Below are 16466 nucleotides of genomic sequence, written 5' to 3'. Positions count from 1 at the left end.
CGAAAGGGAGCTATTGGGGGGCGCGGCGCGGGATGACGTGCGTGTGGAAGCGGACCGATTCCGTGGCGGCCGGCTGCGAGTCCGTGGCCGAGTCCGTGTCCGCGTCCGCGTCCGTGCCCGGGGCCGAGGGCGGCAGGTCGCGGTAGCTGTTGATCAGGTCGTGCAGCTTCCCGATCAGCTCCTGGCTCTGCGCGGGGGTCAGGTCCAGCGTGAAGTCGCTGAGGTCCGAGGCGCCCCGCCATTCGGCGGGCCACTCGTGCGCGGTGGCGAGCCAGGTGTTCAGCTCCTGCGTGTGGATCCGCGCGATCTCGGCCAGGAAGACGTCCGCCGCGCCGCGCGTCGCCGCGTCGTCGGCGTGGATCAGCCCCTCGTCGAAGGCGGTGCCGTCGTGGGAGGCCTTCCACCAGCGCTCGCGGCCCTTGCCGTGCTCGGGCGCGTCCTCGACGAAGCCGTGCGCGGCGAGCTGGCGCAGGTGGTAGCTGGTGGCGCCGCTGGACTCGCCGAGCTTCCCGGCCAGCTGGGAGGCCGTGGCCGGCCCGTCCAGGCGCAGGGCGGCCAGCAGGCGCATGCGCAGGGGGTGGGCCAGGCCGCGCAGGGCGGTGGCGTCGAGGGTGCGGACGTTGGGCTGGGCGCCGGGCTTCTCGGACATACCTCGACTGTAGAGTTGCAAAGACTTCTCTGCAAGGATTTCTTTGCAGAGATTCCTTTGGACAACTTCCTCGTCGCTCATCCCTCCCGGATGAAGCCCTCCTTGACTAGCCAGTCCTTGGCCACCTCGTGCGGATCCTGCCCGTCCACGTCCACCTTGGCGTTCAGCTCCTGCGCCACCGCCGTCGTGAGCTTCTTCGTCAGCGGGTCCAGCAGCTCGGCGATCACCGGGAACTCGGCGAGCGTCTGTGCGTGGACCACCGGGGCCGCGTTGTAGTTGGGGAAGAACTTCCGGTCGTCGGCGAGGGTGTCCAGGTCCATGGCCTTGATCCGCCCGTCCGTCGTGTACGCCTCGCCCAGCAGGCAGGAGTCGGACTTCGAGACCTGCGTGTAGATGATCCCGGCGTCCATCTTCCGGATGTTGGCCGCCGGGATCTTCATCCCGTACGCCTTCTCCATGCCCGGCAGCCCGTCCTCGCGCGAGGCGAACTCGTTCTCCACGCACAGCGTCACCGCCGACGGGTCCCTGCGCGCCAGCTCCGCCACGTCCGAGATCGTCTTCAGCCCGTACTCGGCGTTGTTCTTCTTGCTGATCGCCAGGGTGTAGGTGTTGTTGAGCGTGGACGGCGCCAGCCACGCCACCCCGTTCTTCACGTCCGCGTCCCGCACCGCCTCCCACTGCCGGTGCGGGTCGTCGATGGGCTCCGCGTTGCCCTGGTAGGTGATCCAGGCCGTGCCCGTGTACTCGTACATCACGTCCGCGTCGCCCTTGCGGACCGCCTCGCGCGAGCTGATCGAGCCGGGCAGGTTGGTGCGGTCGACGACCTCCGCGCCGGCGGCCTTGAGGATCAGGCCGATCATCTGGCCGAGCACGATGTTCTCGCTGAAGTTCTTCGAGGTGACCGTGAGCGTGGCGCCCTTCAGCGGCTCGCCCCGCCCCACCGGCCCCGGTACGACGTCGTCCACCATCGGCGATCCGCTCTTGAGCCCGCAGCCCGCCAGGGCCAGCAGCGCCACCGCGCCGGCGGCCGTCCGTACGCTCAGGGTGCGCATCTACGCCTCCAGTCCGCGCGGGGTCAGGACCGTCTCCGCCAGCGAGGCCAGCCAGTCCACGAACAGGGCGAGCAGCACGGTGAGTACGGAGCCCAGCACCAGGACCGGCATCCGCTGCGTCTGGATCCCGGAGGTGATCAGGTCGCCCAGGCCCCCGCCGCCGCCGAAGGTGGCCAGGGTGGCGGTGCCGACGTTGAGGACCAGGGCCGTGCGGACGCCCGCGAGGATCAGCGGGACGGCCAGCGGGAGTTCCACCTTCCGCAGGGCCCCGGTGGCCGACATGCCGATCCCGCGGGCCGCCTCCACCAGCTGCGGGTCGATCGCCCGCAGCCCCGCGACCGTGTTGGACAGCACGGGCAGTACGGCGTACGCGACCATGCCGATGATCGCCGTGGACGGGCCGATGCCCAGCCAGATGACCAGCAGGGCCAGCAGGCCGATGGCCGGGGTGGCCTGGCCGATGTTGGCGACGGCGGTGACCAGCGGCGCGGCCCGGCGCAGGCCGGGGCGGGTGAGGGCGATGCCCAGCGGGATCGCGATGACCAGCACCCAGAACGTGGAGATCGCGGTGAGCTGGACGTGCTGCCACAGCCGCAGCTCGACGTTCCCGTCGGAGAGGGAGTTCTCGGCGATGGAGTCGAGGGTGATGTTGGTGATCCACAGGTAGGTGGCCAGCAGGACCAGCGCCAGCGCGGCCGGCGGCAGGACCAGCCTGCGCCAGGTGATCCGGCGGGGCGGGGACGGCGGCGCCGGGGCCTCCCCGGCCTCGACGAGCTCGTCGTCCCGGAAGGTGAGATCCCTGAACGGGTGGCCCTTGACCTCGTGTTCGCCCGGCGGCCGCTCGGCCGGTGCGGGGCTGCCGGTGCTCACGAGTCGCCCGCACCGCCCTCCAGCTCCCGTTCGGTCCGATGGTGGCGCAGTTCCTCGAGGTCGTGCTGGTGCTCAGCGGCCGTGAGCCGGTCGGCCTCCAGCATCTCGTGCACCGAGTTCAGCAGGGTCTCCATGTCGACGACGCCGATGTACTCGCCGCGGCGGCCGGTGACCGCGACCCGGCCGCCGCTGTCGGTGAGGACCGCCTCCAGGGCGTCGTGCAGGGTCGCATCCCGGGTCACGGTGTCGTGCACCAGCTGTCCGGCCCGGGCCAGGGAGCCCTTGGCGCGCATCAGGTCGCCGCGGCGCAGCCACTTGTACGGGCGGCCGCGCCGGTCGAGCATCAGCAGCTCGTTGGTCGTGGCGTCGCGCAGGGTGTTGAAGATCTGCTGGAGAGGGTCGTCCACCGAGACGGTCGGGAAGCCGGCGATCCCCACGTCCCGTACGCGGGTCAGGTTGAGCCGTTTGAGGGCCGCGCCGGCGCCCACGAAACCGGAGACGAAGTCGTCGGCGGGGTTGGTGAGGATGGCTTCGGGGGTGTCGAACTGGGCGATGTGCGAGCGCTCGCGGAGCACCGCGATCCGGTCCCCGAGCTTGATGGCCTCGTCGAAGTCGTGGGTGACGAAGACGATCGTCTTGTGCAGTTCGTGCTGGAGGCGGATCAGCTCGTCCTGGAGGTGGTCGCGGGTGATCGGGTCCACCGCGCCGAACGGCTCGTCCATGAGCAGGACGGGAGGGTCGGCGGCCAGCGCCCGGGCCACCCCGACGCGCTGCTGCTGGCCGCCGGAGAGCTGGCGCGGGTAGCGGCCGTGGAACTCGCGCGGGTCCAGCCCGACCAGGTCGAGCATCTCCTCCACCCGGTCCTTGACCCGCGCCTTGGACCAGCCGGTCATCTTCGGGACCAGGGCGATGTTCTCGGCGACCGTCATGTGCGGGAAGAGCCCGGAGGACTGGATCGCGTACCCGATCTTGCGGCGCAGCTTCACCGGGTCCATGTCGGTGACGTCCTCGTCGCCGATGCGGATCCGGCCCGAGGTGGGCTCGATCAGCCGGTTGATCATCTTGAGGGTGGTGGACTTCCCGCAGCCCGAGGGGCCGACGAAGACGACCGTCTCGCCCGCCCTGATCTCCATCGAGACGTCGTCGACGGAGGGGTTGGGGTTGCCGGGATAGCGCTTGGTCAGGTTCTCCAGCCGGATGGTCGCGCCCGAGGTGCTGCCCGGGCCGTCGGCACTGGCGGACTCAGACACGGATTCCCCTCGGGATGGTCAGACGCCCGAGCAGGACGTACGCGGCGTCGAAGAGCAGGGCGAGGATGACGATGCCGATCGTCCCCGCCAGCACCTGGTTGATGGCGTTGGCGCTGCCCAGCGAGGCGATCCCGCGGAAGATCTCGTTGCCGAGGCCCGGCCCGGAGGCGTACGCGGCGATCGCGGCGATGCCCATCAGCATCTGCGTGGCGACGCGGATGCCGGTCAGGATCGGCGGCCAGGCGAGCGGCAGCTCCACCCTCAGCAGCCGCGCGGTGCGCGACATCCCGATGCCCGTCGCCGCGTCGACCAGGGCGGGGTCCACCCCGCGCAGGCCGACGATCGAGTTCCGGACGATCGGCAGCAGCCCGTACAGGGTCAGCGCGATCACGGTCGGCGGCACCCCGAGCCCGACCATGGGGATCAGCAGGCCGATCAGGGCCAGGGAGGGGACGGTGAGGATCGTGGCGGTGGAGGTGATGGCGAGGTCGCCGCCCCAGCCGCTCCGGTAGGAGAGCAGCCCGATGGCGAGGCCGATCACGGTCGCCATCACCATGCACTGGAAGACCACGCTGGCGTGCTGGAAGGCGTCGGTGAGGAGCTGCTCGTGGCGGGTGGTCACGTACCTCCAGAAGCTCACACCGCGTCACCTCGTCCTATCGGCCGTCGTCCTCGGCCGCCTGTTCGACCAGTGGGATGATCCGCAAGGGAACGGGATTCTCCATGACGATCGCCGTCGAAGCCCGAACGATCCCATCAAATCCGACAACGCGGTCGATCACCCGCTGGAGGTCCGCGTTGGACCGGGCCACGAGCCGGCACAGCATGTCCCCGTGGCCCGTGGTGGTGTGCAGCTCCAGCACCTCCGGTACGCCCGCCAAGTGCGCCCGTACGTCCACGCCTTGGCCCTGTTTGATCTCCAGCGTGGCGAAGGCGGTGACCGGGTAGCCGAGCGCCGCCGGGTCCACCTGCGGACCGAAGCCGCGGATGACTCCGTTCGACTGAAGCCGGTCGAGACGGGCCTGTACGGTCCCGCGCGCCACCCCGAGTCGCCGCGAGGCCTCCAGGACCCCGATCCGGGGCTCGCGGGCGAGCAGGACGATGAGACGGCCGTCGAGTTCATCGATGCCCACGGGGCCTCCGGGGTGGTCATAGTGCACAGATGTATCAGCCATCCTGCGGCGCGACTGGGCAGTATGTACAGCCAAACAGGAAACTATTGCGCAGCTTGTGGATCGGCGGGACTCTGCGGTCATGACTGAGTCTTTGGCCAACCTGGAAACCACCCCCCACACCGCGCGTGAGGCAGACCCCTTCCCGGTGAAGGGCATGGACGCGGTCGTCTTCGCCGTCGGCAACGCCAAGCAGGCCGCGCACTACTACTCGACCGCCTTCGGCATGAAGCTCGTCGCCTACTCCGGACCGGAGAACGGCGTGCGCGAGACGGCCAGCTACGTCCTCACCAACGGCGCCGCGCGCTTCGTCCTCACCTCGGTCATCAAGGCGACGACCGACCGCGGCCGCTTCCTCGCCGAGCACGTCGCCGAGCACGGCGACGGCGTGATCGACCTGGCCATCGAGGTCCCGGACGTGCGGGCGGCGTACGCGTACGCCGTCGAGCACGGCGCCCGCGGTCTGGACGAGCCGTACGAGGTCAAGGACGAGCACGGCACGGTCACGATGGCCGCGATCGCCACCTACGGCCAGACCCGCCACACGCTGGTCCAGCGCGGCGACTACACGGGCCCCTACCTGCCGGGCTTCGTCGCCGTCGGCCCGATGGTCGAACCGCCGGCCAAGCGCACCTTCCAGGCCATCGACCACTGCGTGGGCAACGTCGAGCTCGGCCGCATGAACGAGTGGGTCGCCTTCTACAACAAGGTCATGGGCTTCACGAACATGAAGGAGTTCGTGGGCGACGACATCGCGACCGAGTACTCGGCGCTGATGTCCAAGGTGGTCGCGGACGGCACCCTCAAGGTGAAGTTCCCGATCAACGAGCCGGCGATCGCGAAGAAGAAGTCGCAGATCGACGAGTACCTGGAGTTCTACGGCGGCGCGGGCGTCCAGCACATCGCGCTGGCCACGAACGACATCGTGGCGACCGTGCGGTCGATGCGGGCGGCGGGCGTGCAGTTCCTGGACACGCCGGACTCGTACTACGACACGCTCGGCGAGTGGGCGGGCGAGACGCGGGTGCCGGTGGAGACCCTGCGCGAGCTGAAGATCCTCGTCGACCGCGACGAGGACGGCTACCTGCTGCAGATCTTCACCAAGCCGGTGCAGGACCGGCCGACGGTCTTCTTCGAGATGATCGAGCGGCACGGGTCGATGGGCTTCGGCAAGGGCAACTTCAAGGCGCTCTTCGAGGCGATCGAGCGCGAGCAGGAGAAGCGCGGCAACCTGTAGCCCGCGCAGCCCCGGACCCCCCGGCTCCGGCCGCCGGGGGGTCCGGCCGCGCGCCGTGCCGCCGCCGGCGGGGCCGGCTTCGGCTTCGCCTGATGGTGCGGCCGCATGGGGTTCGGTTTCGGTGGCGTCTCGGATTGCCGGCGGGGCCGGTCTGCCTCCGGCGGCGCCTCAAACGCCGGCGGGGCTGGGTTTGGCTGCGCCATCGCCTTGAACGCCGGCGGGGCTTGAATCGGTTCCGGCGGGGCCTCGACTCCGTCCACGCCTCAAACGCCGGCGGGCTGGTTGCCTCCGGCGGCGCCTCAATCGCCGGCGGGGCTGGGTTTGGCTGCGCCCGCGCCTCGAACGCCCGCGGGGCTGGGTTTGGCTTCGCTGCGTGTGCTTGCGGGCCGACGGCAGCCGGATTCAGCCTCGCCGGCGTTTGAGGCGCGGGGTCTGGGGCGGAGCCCCAGGGGCGGGCCGCGCAGCCGTACGGACCTGCCGGGTCGCGGCCCCGTGAGGGGAGGGCCGCGGCCCGGTCAGCGGGATGACGGCGACGGGGTCGGGGACGGCTTCGGCGACGCCGCAGGCTTCGGCTTCGGCTTCGCGGCCGGCTGGGCGGCCTTCGGGAGCTCCGGCGCCACCCACGGCCGCGTCGGCCGCATGTTCTCCGGCCCGCCCGAAGGCGGCTGGCCGACCGCCGCCAGGGCCTGCTTCGCCAACGGCGCCCGCAGCGGCGAGAAGTACGGATTCGTCCGCATCGCCTCCTGCAGGTGGCGCCGCGTCGCCGCCTCGTCCCCCAGCTCGCGCTCGATCATCGCCCGGTGGTACGCGAAGTCGGCGCTCCGCAGCCCCAGATCGGTGGCCTTCGTCGCGTACTCCAGTGCCGCCGAGTCCTCGCCGGCCTTGTGCAGCGCCCAGCCCAGCGCATCCGCGACCTGCACGCTCTTGTGCCGCGACCACTCCTGCGACAGCCGCCGCACCGCCGCCGCCGGATCCCCGTGGTCCGCCTCGTACAGGCCCAGCACCACGTCGTCGTCGACCCTGTTCGCGCCGTCCCGCACCGCCATCGCGCCCAGCATCTCGTACGGCAGGCGCGCCTCCTCGTCCCGGCCCAGCGCGTCCAGCAGCTCGGCCAGCTCCAGCGCCAGCCGCGGCACCGGAGTACGGCCCAGCGCCAGCCGGTAGTCCCGTACCGCCTCCCCGCCGCGCCCCAGCGCGGCCAGCGCCCGGGCCCGGCCGGCCAGCGCCTCCGACTGCGCCGGATCCGTCCGCAGCGCGCCCTCGAACAGCCGCAGGGCCTCTCCCGCCTCGCCGCGCTCCCAGGACAGCTCCCCGAGCCGGAACAGCGTGTACGCCTTCTCCGCCGGCCCCTTGGCCGCGCCCGCCGCGTGCTCCATCGCGACGACCGCGTCCTCGCGCCAGCCGCGGTCCCGGTAGACCTGCGAGGCCCTCACGTACGCCGCGAAGCCCGGCCGCAGCTCCAGCAGCCGCTCCATCGCCGCCTGCGCCGCCTTGTACTCGCCCAGCCCCGTGTACGCGTCCACGAGCACCGGGTACGCCGTCCACCGCTTCGGGGACTGCGCCCGTACCAGCTCGCCCCACCGCTTCCCGGTCCCGAAGTCCCGCCGGGCGTTGGCCAGCGTGCCCATGCCCGTCATCGCGTCGTAGTTGCCCTTCTCGGCCGGGCGGACCGCCAGGGACTTCTTGAGCGCCTTCTCCGCCTTCGGGAACCAGGCCGGGTCCGCGGAGCGCCGCGCCTGCTCCAGGTAGGCGCCGCCCAGGACGGCCCACGAGGCGTCGTCGTCCGCATGCTTCGCCAGCCACTTCTCGCGGTCCGCGACCAGCGCCGTCACGTCCACCGCCGCCGCCGGCGCGCCCATCCCGACCGCCGCCGCGGCCCGTTCGCTCGGCCCCGGCGGGCGGGCGTCGTCCCCGGTGCGGGCCGGCCGGATCAGCAGGGCCCCCGCGATCAGGACCACCGCGACCGCGGCCGCCACGAGCGTCTTGCGGCCGGTGAAGGTCACGGGCGGCGCCGGGGTCTGCGCATCCTCGTCGATACGGTCGAAACGGTCGATACGGTCCATGGGCTCACTGTGCGTCAATATGAAGAGCTCTCCGGGGTGCCCGGAGCCGGTCGCGGCCGTGTTCACACCGATGGTCCCCCCGTGCCACCCCCTGGGAGGCGCCCCCGCCGGCGCCCACACTGGACCCATGGATGACGACCTCTTCGCACGTCTTCGTACGGACCTGCTGGCAGGGCTCCCCGCCGAGGCCCTGCTCACCGACCCGCAGGTGACCGCCTCCTACGCCACCGACATGGCCAGCTTCTGCCCCGCGGGCACCCCCGCAGCCGTCGTTCTGCCCCGGACCGTCGAACAGGTCCGGCACGTCATGCGCACCGCCACCGCCCTACGCGTCCCCGTGGTCCCGCAGGGCGCCCGTACCGGCCTGTCGGGCGGAGCCAACGCCTCCGACGGCTGCATCGTGCTGTCCCTCGTCAAGATGGACCGGATCCTGGAGATCTCCGCCGTCGACCGGATCGCCGTCGTGGAACCGGGCGTGGTCAACGCCGTGCTCTCGCGGGCCGTCGCCGCACAGGGCCTGTACTACCCGCCCGACCCCTCCAGCTGGGAGCAGTGCACCATCGGCGGCAACATCGGCACCGCCTCCGGCGGGCTGTGCTGCGTCAAGTACGGGGTCACCGCCGAGTACGTGCTGGGCCTCGACGTGGTCCTGGCCGACGGGCGGCTGCTGAGCACGGGCCGGCGCACCGCCAAGGGCGTCGCCGGGTACGACCTCACCCGGCTCTTCGTGGGCTCCGAGGGCAGCCTCGGCATCGTCGTGCGGGCCGTGCTCGCGCTGCGGCCCGCGCCGCCCCGCCAACTGGTGCTGGCCGCGGAGTTCCCCTCCGTCGCCGCCGCCTGCGCGGCCGTCTGCGCCGTCATGGAGGCGGGCCTGACCCCCTCGCTGCTGGAGCTCATGGACCGGACGACCGTCCGGGCCGTCAACGCGCTCGGCAAGATGGGCCTGCCCGACGCCACCGAGGCCCTGCTGCTCGCCGCCTTCGACACCCCGCACGCCCCCGGGGACCTCGCGGCCGTGGGGGAGCTGTGCACGGCCGCCGGGGCCACCGCCGTCGTGCCCGCCGAGGACGAGGCGGAGTCGGAACTGCTGCTCCAGGCCCGCCGGATGGCCTTCCCCGCGCTGGAGGCGCTCCGGCCCGCGACGATGATCGACGACGTGTGCGTACCGCGCTCGCGACTCGCCGAGATGCTGGACGGCACGGCCGCGATCGCCCGTGCGCACGACCTGCTCATCGGGGTCTGCGCGCACGCGGGGGACGGCAACACCCACCCGATCGTCTGCTTCGACCCCGCCGACGAGGACGAGACGCGGCGGGCCCGCGCGTCCTTCGGGGAGATCATGGAGCTGGGGCTCTCGCTCGGCGGGACCATCACCGGCGAGCACGGGGTGGGCGTGCTGAAGAAGGAATGGCTGGCCCGCGAACTGGGCCCGGTGGGCCTGGAGATGCAGCGGGCGGTCAAGGCCGCCTTCGACCCGCTGGGCCTGCTGAATCCGGGCAAGCTCTTCTGATCCGCCGCCCGCCGCCCGCCGCCCGCCGCCCGCCGCCCGCCGCCCGCCGCCCGCCGGCCCGGCGGGCGTCACAGGTCCCCTTCGGCGGACTCGTCCGAGGGCCAGGGGTCGCGCAGCCACAGCTCGTCGGCCGGGGTCGGGGTCAGCAGCTCGGCCAGCGCGTCGTCCAGGCCGAGCCGCTCGGCCTCGGTGCCCGGCGGGACGACGCGCAGGGTGCGCTCGAGCCAGGCCGACACGGAGGGGGCGGGGGCCTCCAGCAGGGCGTCGCCGTCGGGCGAGCTGAGCGCCATGCAGAGCACCGACCTGTTGTCGATCTTGGTGGGCCAGATCCGGACGTCGCCGTGGCCGCACGGCCGGAACACCCCCTCGACCAGCAGTTCGCGGGCGAAGGTCCAGTTGACGGGGGCGCTGGAGCCGGTGTGGAAGGTGATGTGGACGGCGTACGGGTCCTCGGTGAGGTAGAGGAGCCGTGCGGGGACGGGGACGCTGCGCTCGGGGGACAGGACCAGCTTGAGTTCCAGCTCGCGCTCGATGACGGGGTGGTGCATGACGGGCCTCGCTTCGGTCGGTGCGGCGGGGGCGGATCGCGCCCCACACCCGGAGAGAGCTCCGGTGTGCCCGCGTATGACGCGACTTCGGGTGACGAATCGAAGGTTGGCCGATTTCTGTCGGGTGACCGGAAACAGTCGCATGGCCCGGGGTTCGCCCGAAGGTTTGGAATCTCCCGTTACCGGACCTGTCGGGGGGCGGTTCTTGGCTATGGTCCTGCCCTGCACATGCCTCAAGCCACGATCGGAGTTGGGGACATTGACGGCCTCCCCTGGTGACGGCGAGCACGCGGCCCGCGAGGGCTACTACCCCGATCCGTCCATTCCCGGGTACGTCCGGTACTGGAACGGCGCCGCCTGGGTTCCGGGGACGAGCCGACCTGCCCCCGCGGTGCCCGTGGAGGAGACGGGGCCGGTGTTCCTGGACCAGACCTCGGCGACGGAGGCGGTGGCGGAGCCGGTGGCCCGGCCGGCGGCCGAGCGGGCCGGCGGGCAGGCGGTGTGGCAGGCCGACCCCCTCCACCAGGCCGGCTTCGGCGGGCCCCGCGACCACCGGGTGTCGTGGGGCAGCCCGGCCGAGCCCGAGCGGGAGCCCGACCCGCGACCGGAGCCGGGACCCGAGCGGCCGGACCCGCTGCCGGCGCGGGCCCCCGCCGCCGGGATCTCCCTCGCGCGTACGCCGTCCGCCGCGGCCGGGATCCTGTCGGCCCGCTCCCCGGCGGCGGCCCCGGCTCCGGCCCCCGCGTGGCCCGACGCGCCCGGTGGGTCCGGCGGATCCAGAGGCTCCGGCCTGACCTCCTCGTGGCCCGAGACGGCGCCGGCGGCCGCGGAGCCCCCGTCCGGCGCGGCCCGTCCCGAGCCCTGGCCGCCCCGCCCGGCGGGCATGCGCCCCTCGATCCCGTCCACCAGGACCACGGCCCCGCCGAAGCCCCGACCCGCCCACGCCGACCCCCTGGAGCCCCGCCGGGACCCCGACGCAGAGCCCTGGGCCTCCCGCCGGGGCCCCGCCCCCGAGGCCTGGACCCCCCGCGCGGAGGCCGCCCAAGCCCCGGCACCCCGGCGGGAGTCGGCCGCTCCCCGCCCCGAGGCGGAGGCACCCCGCCGCGAGGCCCCCGCCGAAGCCCGGACCCCGCGTCCCGAGGCCCCCGCCGAGAGCCGGCGGCCGCGCGGGGGAGCCGCCGAAGCCCCCGCTCCCGGTCGCGGAGCCCCTGCCGAGGCCTGGACGCCGCGCCGGGAGCCCGAGGCTCCGGAGCCCCGCCGCGAGGCCGCCCCCGAGCCCTGGACACCCCGCCGGGAGGGCGCCGAGTCCCCGTCCCGGCGCGAGAACGCCGCCGGATCCGCGGCACCCGGCCGGGAGGCCGCCCCGGGTGGCTGGACCCCGCGCGGGGAAGCCGCCGCACCCGGCCGGGATGCGGCCGCGTCCCGCTGCGAGGCCGGCCCTGACGGCTGGACCCCGCGCGGCGAGTCCGCCGGAGCCCCCGCACCCGGCCGGGAGGCGGCCGCCTCCCGCCGCGAGGCCGGCCCCGAGGGCTGGCGGCCCCGCGGCGAGGCCGGCTCCGAGGGCTGGCGGCCCCGCGGCGAGGCCGGCCCCGACGGCCGGGGGCCGCGCGGGGAGGCATCCGAAGCCCCCGCCCCCACCCCCCGCCGCGAGGCGACCGGGCGGGACGTGTTCGAGCGGATGGCCGAGCGGGCCGTGCACCCCGCCGGCCTGGTCCGGCGGGGCGCGGCCCGGGCGGTGGACTGCCTGGTCCTCGCGGCGGTCGCGGCGGCCGCCGCCCGGCCCCTGGTCCCCGCCGCCACCGCCCACCTCCAGGCCAAGGTGGACGCCGCCCGGGTGAGCGGCCGCACCACCACCGTCTGGCTGCTCGACGGGACCATCGCCGGCCACCTCGGCCTGGTCCTCGGCGCGGTGCTCCTGTTCGGGGTCTTCTACGAGGCGCTGCCCACCGCCCGTTGGGGCCGCACCCCGGGCAAGAAGCTGCTCGGCGTGCGGGTGCTGGCCACCGCGACCCTGCGCCCGCCCACCGTCGGCGCGGCCCTGCGCCGCTGGCTGGTGTACGCCTTCCTGGGCCTCCCCGGCAGCCTCTGGTGCCTCGTGGACCGTCCGCGGCGCCGCGGGCTGCACGACAGGGCGGCGGGGACGTACGTGGCCCGCTGAGCCGCCCGTGACGGGCCGGTCCCCCGAATGGACAGTGCCGCGTTGCGGGGGTGGCCGTGCCGGGTTCGACTCGGGCCATGAGTACCGACCAGCCGCCGCCGGGCGAACGCCCCGAGGACGACCCGTTCCTCAAGAGGCCCCAGGAACCGACGCCTCCGTCGGGCGGTTCGCCGTACGGCTCGCCGCCCCCCGGCGCCCCGCCTCCCGGCGGGACGGGCGGCGGCGGGTACCCGCCCCCGCCGCCGCCCCCGTACGGCGGCGGCGGCGACCCCTACGGCGGCAGCGGGGGCTACGGCATGCCCGATCCGCTCGCCGGGATGCCTCCGCTCGCCGACTTCGGCAGGCGGCTCGCCGCCCGCCTGATCGACGTGATCATCGTCGCCGTGCCGCTGTTCCTCATCCAACTGGCCTTCGGCACCAAGCGGTACATGGTCGAGACGAACCAGGGCGAGGACATCAGCGAGGTCATCACCCGGTCCTACAGCGGCAGCGGTCTGATCATGACGCTGATCTCGATCGTCGCGTACATCGGCTACGACTGGTGGTTCACCAAGAAGAACGGCCAGACCATCGGCAAGAAGGCGATGGGCCTGCGCGTCGCGATGCTCAACGACGGCAGCGTCCCGCAGTCCGGGCCGGCCCTCGCCCGCGCCGCCGTGCTCTGGCTGCCGACGCTGATCTGCTGCTTCTGCCTGTGGCCGATCGCGCTGGCGATCTCGATCCTGGTGGACAAGCCGTACAAGCAGGGCCTCCACGACAAGGTCGGCAAGACGGTGGTCGTGAAGTCCACCACCTAGTCGCTCAGTGGTGGACGGGGTGTTCGGCAGCGGCCGTCCGGGGTTCGGTTACCCGGGCGGCCGTCGGCGCGTCCCCGTAGGGAAGGCGCGCGGGGGCCGGGGCGGCCGGGCGCGAGCCGGGGCGGGCCGCGTGGCGGCCCCGGCTCCTCGGCAGCGGCACGGTGACGGCGACGAGCAGGCCGAGCGCGAGGGCGGCGGCGGCGATGAAGGCGATCCAGAGCCCCGAACTCGTCTGCGAGAGCAGCAGCATGGCGATCGTCGACACGACGACGGTGGCGGACCCGTAGGCGAGCTGTGCGGCAGTCGGACGCGGCATGGCGATTTCCGTCCTCGGGGAGGGGAGGGGGAGTCGGCTCAACTCGGTCGCGCGTCAAGTGACTCTACGACGGTGGATGCCCGAGCGGAACCGCCAGTAAGCGTGACCTAACCCACGGTGCCGGTGCACGGGGGGCGCACGGGGTCATGCCGCACGCCCTCGTGGACCCCGAAACGCCCGCCCGAGGCGCGCGGCGGGCGGCCGGGACGCGGCCTTCGCCCCATATGGCAGCGGAACGTCCGAATAGCGGAACTGCCTGACCGCATAGTGCAGTTGTAAGGAACAAGTCAAGGTCTGTCTTTTCTTTCGACTCTCCGGTCAAATGTCGTCACTTGAGACGCGCGCCGCGCGGAACCCCCCGCTCCTATGGAGACGTTCCGACCGTCCATGCGGCCGCGGGAGGGGAACGACATCAAGTGACCAGCAATTCCGCCAGACGGCGTGCGCTTCGTACCGCCGCCGTCGCCGTGACCATGGCCGCCTGCGCCAGCAGCGCCACCTTCTTCACCGTCGCCTCGGCCCAGGCCGACGACAAGGGCCCGACCGCCCCGGCGGCCGACCGGCAGGATCCGACCGCTCCTGCCAAGGTGGTCGAGCACAACCTCAAGGGCCCGTTCAGCGAGCAGCAGGCGCAGCAGCGCAAGGCCGCTCTGGACCAGGTGCTGACGGGCAAGAAGGACGTCGAGCAGCGCGGCGCCTCCAAGGTCGTCAAGCTCGACGACAAGAAGTACGTCGAGCTCGGCCGCGAGAAGACCGACAAGATCTTCACGATCCTCGTCGAGTTCGGCGACCAGGTCGACAACGAGACCATGTTCGACCCGGACGGCCCGGGCCCCAAGCCCGCCGTCCCGAAGTACGGGGGCACCCCCGGTCCGCTGCACAACACGATCGCGCAGCCGGACCGCGCCAACGACAACTCGACGGCCTGGCGCAAGGACTTCAGCCGCGACTACTTCCAGGAGCTGTACTTCGGTACGGGCCAGGGCAAGCACTCGCTGAAGACCTACTACGAGAAGACCTCCTCGGGCCGCTACTCGGTCGAGGGCGAGGTCTCCGACTGGGTCAAGGTCCCGTACAACGAGGGCCGCTACGGCTCCAACTACTGCGGCCAGACCAACTGCTCCAACGTGTGGGACACCGTCAAGGACGGCGTCCTCGCGTGGACGGAGGCCCAGAAGAAGGCCGGCAAGACCGACGCGCAGATCAAGGCGCAGCTGGCCCAGTACGACCAGTGGGACCGCTACGACTTCGACGCCGACGGCAACTTCAACGAGCCCGACGGCTACATCGACCACTTCCAGATCGTCCACGCGGGCGAGGACGAGTCGGCCGGCGGCGGCGTGCAGGGCACGACCGCGCTGTGGGCGCACCGCTGGTACGCGTACGGCACCAGCGCGGGCAAGACCGGCCCGGAGAACAACAAGGCCGGCGGCACCCAGATCGGTGACACCGGCATCTGGGTCGGCGACTACACGATGCAGCCGGAGAACGGCGGCCTCGGCGTCTTCGCGCACGAGTACGGCCACGACCTCGGCCTGCCGGACCTCTACGACACCTCCGGTGGCGGCGAGAACTCCGTCGGCTTCTGGTCCCTGATGTCGGCCGGCTCCTGGCTCGGTACCGGCAAGGACTCCATAGGCGACCTCCCGGGCGACATGACGGCCTGGGACAAGCTGCAGCTGGGCTGGCTGAACTACGACACGGCCAAGGCCGCGACGAAGTCCACCCACAAGCTGGGCGTGGCGGAGTACAACACCAAGGACAAGCAGGCGCTGGTCGTCGAGCTGCCGAAGAAGCAGGTCAAGACCGATGTCGTCGCTCCCGCCGAGGGCGCAGCCCAGTGGTGGAGCAACATGGGTGACGACCTCAAGAACACCCTGACCCGCTCCGTGGACCTGACGGGCAAGACGTCCGCCGCGCTGTCCCTCAAGGGCTGGTGGGACATCGAGGCCGAGTACGACTACCTCTACACCGAGGTGTCGACCGACGGTGGCGCCAACTGGACCGCCCTCGCGGGTACGGCCGACGGCACGGCCCTTCCGGTCGACGCGGCCGGCAACCCGTCGCTGACCGGTGTCTCGGGTGCCTGGAAGTCGCTGAACTTCCCGCTCGACGCCTACGCGGGCAAGAAGATCGACCTCCGCTTCCGCTACCAGACGGACGGCGGCGCGGGCGGCAAGGGCTTCACGGCCGACGCCGTCACCCTGACCGCGGACGGCTCCGCGCTGTTCACCGACGGCGCCGAGAACGGCGACAACGGCTGGACCGGCAAGGGCTTCTCGCGCATCGGCGCCGGCTTCACCAAGGAGTACGCGCAGTACTACCTGGCCGAGAACCGCCGTTACGTGTCGTACGACTCCACCCTCAAGGTGGGCCCGTACAACTTCGGCTTCGGCAACACCCGTCCGGACTGGGTCGAGCACTACCCGTACCAGGACGGTCTGCTGATCTGGCAGTGGGACACCTCCCAGAAGGACAACAACACCAGCCAGCACCCGGGCCAGGGCCTGATCCTGCCGGTCGACGCCAACGCCAAGCCCATGAAGTGGGCGGACGGCACCCTGCTGCGGAACAAGATCCAGCCGTACGACGCCACCTTCAGCGCGTACTCGACGGACGCGTTCACGCTGCACAAGAACGGCGAGTCGCTCTTCCTGAAGCCGAAGCCGGCCCAGCTGGTCTTCGACGACCGCAAGGGCAAGTACTACTACGACGAGAACCCGACCGGATCGGTGAAGGTCACTGACACCAACACCAAGATCAAGATCCTGAAGGAGACCTACGACGGTGAGGTCATGACCGTCGAGGTCGGGCCCTCCTCGAAGTAATTCGGTAAAACCGCAG

14 protein-coding genes are annotated in these 16466 nt (G+C 72.3%); 5 read left to right on the top strand and 9 right to left on the bottom strand.

The window, feature by feature from the left end; translation table 11 throughout:
* Positions 1 to 10: 10 nt before the first annotated feature.
* The 6 genes from AB0D66_RS06395 to AB0D66_RS06370 form a co-directional block, all read right to left on the bottom strand.
* Positions 11 to 649 carry a winged helix-turn-helix domain-containing protein gene (locus tag AB0D66_RS06395; RefSeq protein ID WP_362297456.1) on the bottom strand — a complete coding sequence of 213 codons (639 nt, stop codon included), beginning with the start codon at positions 647 to 649 and terminating at the stop codon, positions 11 to 13.
* Positions 650 to 726: 77 nt separating this feature from the next.
* Positions 727 to 1701: a glycine betaine ABC transporter substrate-binding protein gene (locus AB0D66_RS06390; protein WP_362297454.1), complete on the bottom strand. Its 975-nt coding sequence runs from the start codon at positions 1699 to 1701 to the stop codon at positions 727 to 729.
* The gene (locus AB0D66_RS06385) at positions 1702 to 2571 is read right to left on the bottom strand and encodes an ABC transporter permease (protein WP_362297451.1); all 870 of its coding nucleotides are present in this window, start codon (positions 2569 to 2571) and stop codon (positions 1702 to 1704) included.
* On the bottom strand, positions 2568 to 3821 hold the full coding sequence (locus AB0D66_RS06380; RefSeq protein WP_362297448.1) for a betaine/proline/choline family ABC transporter ATP-binding protein: 1254 nt from the start codon (positions 3819 to 3821) through the stop codon (positions 2568 to 2570). The genes AB0D66_RS06385 and AB0D66_RS06380 overlap by 4 nt, the downstream gene beginning before the upstream one ends.
* Positions 3814 to 4461, bottom strand: coding sequence for an ABC transporter permease (locus AB0D66_RS06375; protein ID WP_362297445.1), 648 nt, complete (start codon positions 4459 to 4461; stop codon positions 3814 to 3816). The genes AB0D66_RS06380 and AB0D66_RS06375 overlap by 8 nt, the downstream gene beginning before the upstream one ends.
* A gap of 16 nt (positions 4462 to 4477) precedes the next feature.
* On the bottom strand, positions 4478 to 4954 hold the full coding sequence (locus AB0D66_RS06370; protein ID WP_362297442.1) for an Lrp/AsnC family transcriptional regulator: 477 nt from the start codon (positions 4952 to 4954) through the stop codon (positions 4478 to 4480).
* Positions 4955 to 5075: 121 nt separating this feature from the next.
* Between AB0D66_RS06370 and hppD the strand changes: the two genes are divergently transcribed.
* Positions 5076 to 6230, top strand: coding sequence for a 4-hydroxyphenylpyruvate dioxygenase (hppD, locus tag AB0D66_RS06365; protein ID WP_362297440.1), 1155 nt, complete (start codon positions 5076 to 5078; stop codon positions 6228 to 6230).
* A gap of 515 nt (positions 6231 to 6745) precedes the next feature.
* Here hppD and AB0D66_RS06360 read toward each other — a convergent pair.
* Entirely contained in the window at positions 6746 to 8293 is a 1548-nt protein-coding gene (locus tag AB0D66_RS06360) for a hypothetical protein (protein WP_362297437.1), read from the bottom strand.
* 127 nt (positions 8294 to 8420) lie between these two features.
* Between AB0D66_RS06360 and AB0D66_RS06355 the strand changes: the two genes are divergently transcribed.
* On the top strand, positions 8421 to 9803 hold the full coding sequence (locus AB0D66_RS06355; RefSeq protein WP_362297434.1) for an FAD-linked oxidase C-terminal domain-containing protein: 1383 nt from the start codon (positions 8421 to 8423) through the stop codon (positions 9801 to 9803).
* A 68-nt stretch (positions 9804 to 9871) separates the two neighbouring features.
* Here AB0D66_RS06355 and AB0D66_RS06350 read toward each other — a convergent pair whose 3' ends face one another.
* The gene (locus AB0D66_RS06350) at positions 9872 to 10351 is read right to left on the bottom strand and encodes an SsgA family sporulation/cell division regulator (RefSeq protein WP_362297431.1); all 480 of its coding nucleotides are present in this window, start codon (positions 10349 to 10351) and stop codon (positions 9872 to 9874) included.
* 259 nt (positions 10352 to 10610) lie between these two features.
* Between AB0D66_RS06350 and AB0D66_RS06345 the strand changes: the two genes are divergently transcribed.
* Complete coding sequence (locus AB0D66_RS06345) at positions 10611 to 12509, top strand: RDD family protein (protein ID WP_362297428.1); 1899 nt, start codon at positions 10611 to 10613, stop codon at positions 12507 to 12509.
* A 77-nt stretch (positions 12510 to 12586) separates the two neighbouring features.
* The gene (locus tag AB0D66_RS06340) at positions 12587 to 13306 is read left to right on the top strand and encodes an RDD family protein (protein ID WP_362297425.1); all 720 of its coding nucleotides are present in this window, start codon (positions 12587 to 12589) and stop codon (positions 13304 to 13306) included.
* Positions 13307 to 13310: 4 nt separating this feature from the next.
* Here the strand turns inward: AB0D66_RS06340 and AB0D66_RS06335 are convergent, their stop codons facing one another.
* Positions 13311 to 13622, bottom strand: coding sequence for a hypothetical protein (locus AB0D66_RS06335; RefSeq protein ID WP_362297422.1), 312 nt, complete (start codon positions 13620 to 13622; stop codon positions 13311 to 13313).
* A gap of 473 nt (positions 13623 to 14095) precedes the next feature.
* Here AB0D66_RS06335 and AB0D66_RS06330 point away from each other — a divergent pair, with 473 nt between their 5' ends.
* Positions 14096 to 16450 carry an immune inhibitor A domain-containing protein gene (locus AB0D66_RS06330; protein ID WP_362297655.1) on the top strand — a complete coding sequence of 785 codons (2355 nt, stop codon included), beginning with the start codon at positions 14096 to 14098 and terminating at the stop codon, positions 16448 to 16450.
* Positions 16451 to 16466: the final 16 nt, after the last annotated feature.

The sequence above is a fragment of the Streptomyces sp. NPDC048270 genome (assembly GCF_040652335.1).
Classification (GTDB): domain Bacteria; phylum Actinomycetota; class Actinomycetes; order Streptomycetales; family Streptomycetaceae; genus Streptomyces.
The sequence above is the reverse complement of the archived record's forward strand: the minus strand, read 5'-3'. Positions and strand labels throughout refer to the sequence as shown.

Excerpts from the sequence above, each read along its gene's own strand:
- AB0D66_RS06340 (WP_362297425.1), top strand. The coding sequence starts at position 12,587 with ATGAGTACCGACCAGCCGCCGCCGGGCGAACGCCCCGAGGACGACCCG.
- AB0D66_RS06395 (WP_362297456.1), bottom strand. The coding sequence starts at position 649 with ATGTCCGAGAAGCCCGGCGCCCAGCCCAACGTCCGCACCCTCGACGCC.
- AB0D66_RS06335 (WP_362297422.1), bottom strand. The coding sequence starts at position 13,622 with ATGCCGCGTCCGACTGCCGCACAGCTCGCCTACGGGTCCGCCACCGTC.
- AB0D66_RS06355 (WP_362297434.1), top strand. The coding sequence starts at position 8,421 with ATGGATGACGACCTCTTCGCACGTCTTCGTACGGACCTGCTGGCAGGG.
- AB0D66_RS06350 (WP_362297431.1), bottom strand. The coding sequence starts at position 10,351 with ATGCACCACCCCGTCATCGAGCGCGAGCTGGAACTCAAGCTGGTCCTG.
- AB0D66_RS06360 (WP_362297437.1), bottom strand. The coding sequence starts at position 8,293 with ATGGACCGTATCGACCGTTTCGACCGTATCGACGAGGATGCGCAGACC.
- AB0D66_RS06390 (WP_362297454.1), bottom strand. The coding sequence starts at position 1,701 with ATGCGCACCCTGAGCGTACGGACGGCCGCCGGCGCGGTGGCGCTGCTG.
- hppD (WP_362297440.1), top strand. The coding sequence starts at position 5,076 with ATGACTGAGTCTTTGGCCAACCTGGAAACCACCCCCCACACCGCGCGT.
- AB0D66_RS06330 (WP_362297655.1), top strand. The coding sequence starts at position 14,096 with ATGGCCGCCTGCGCCAGCAGCGCCACCTTCTTCACCGTCGCCTCGGCC.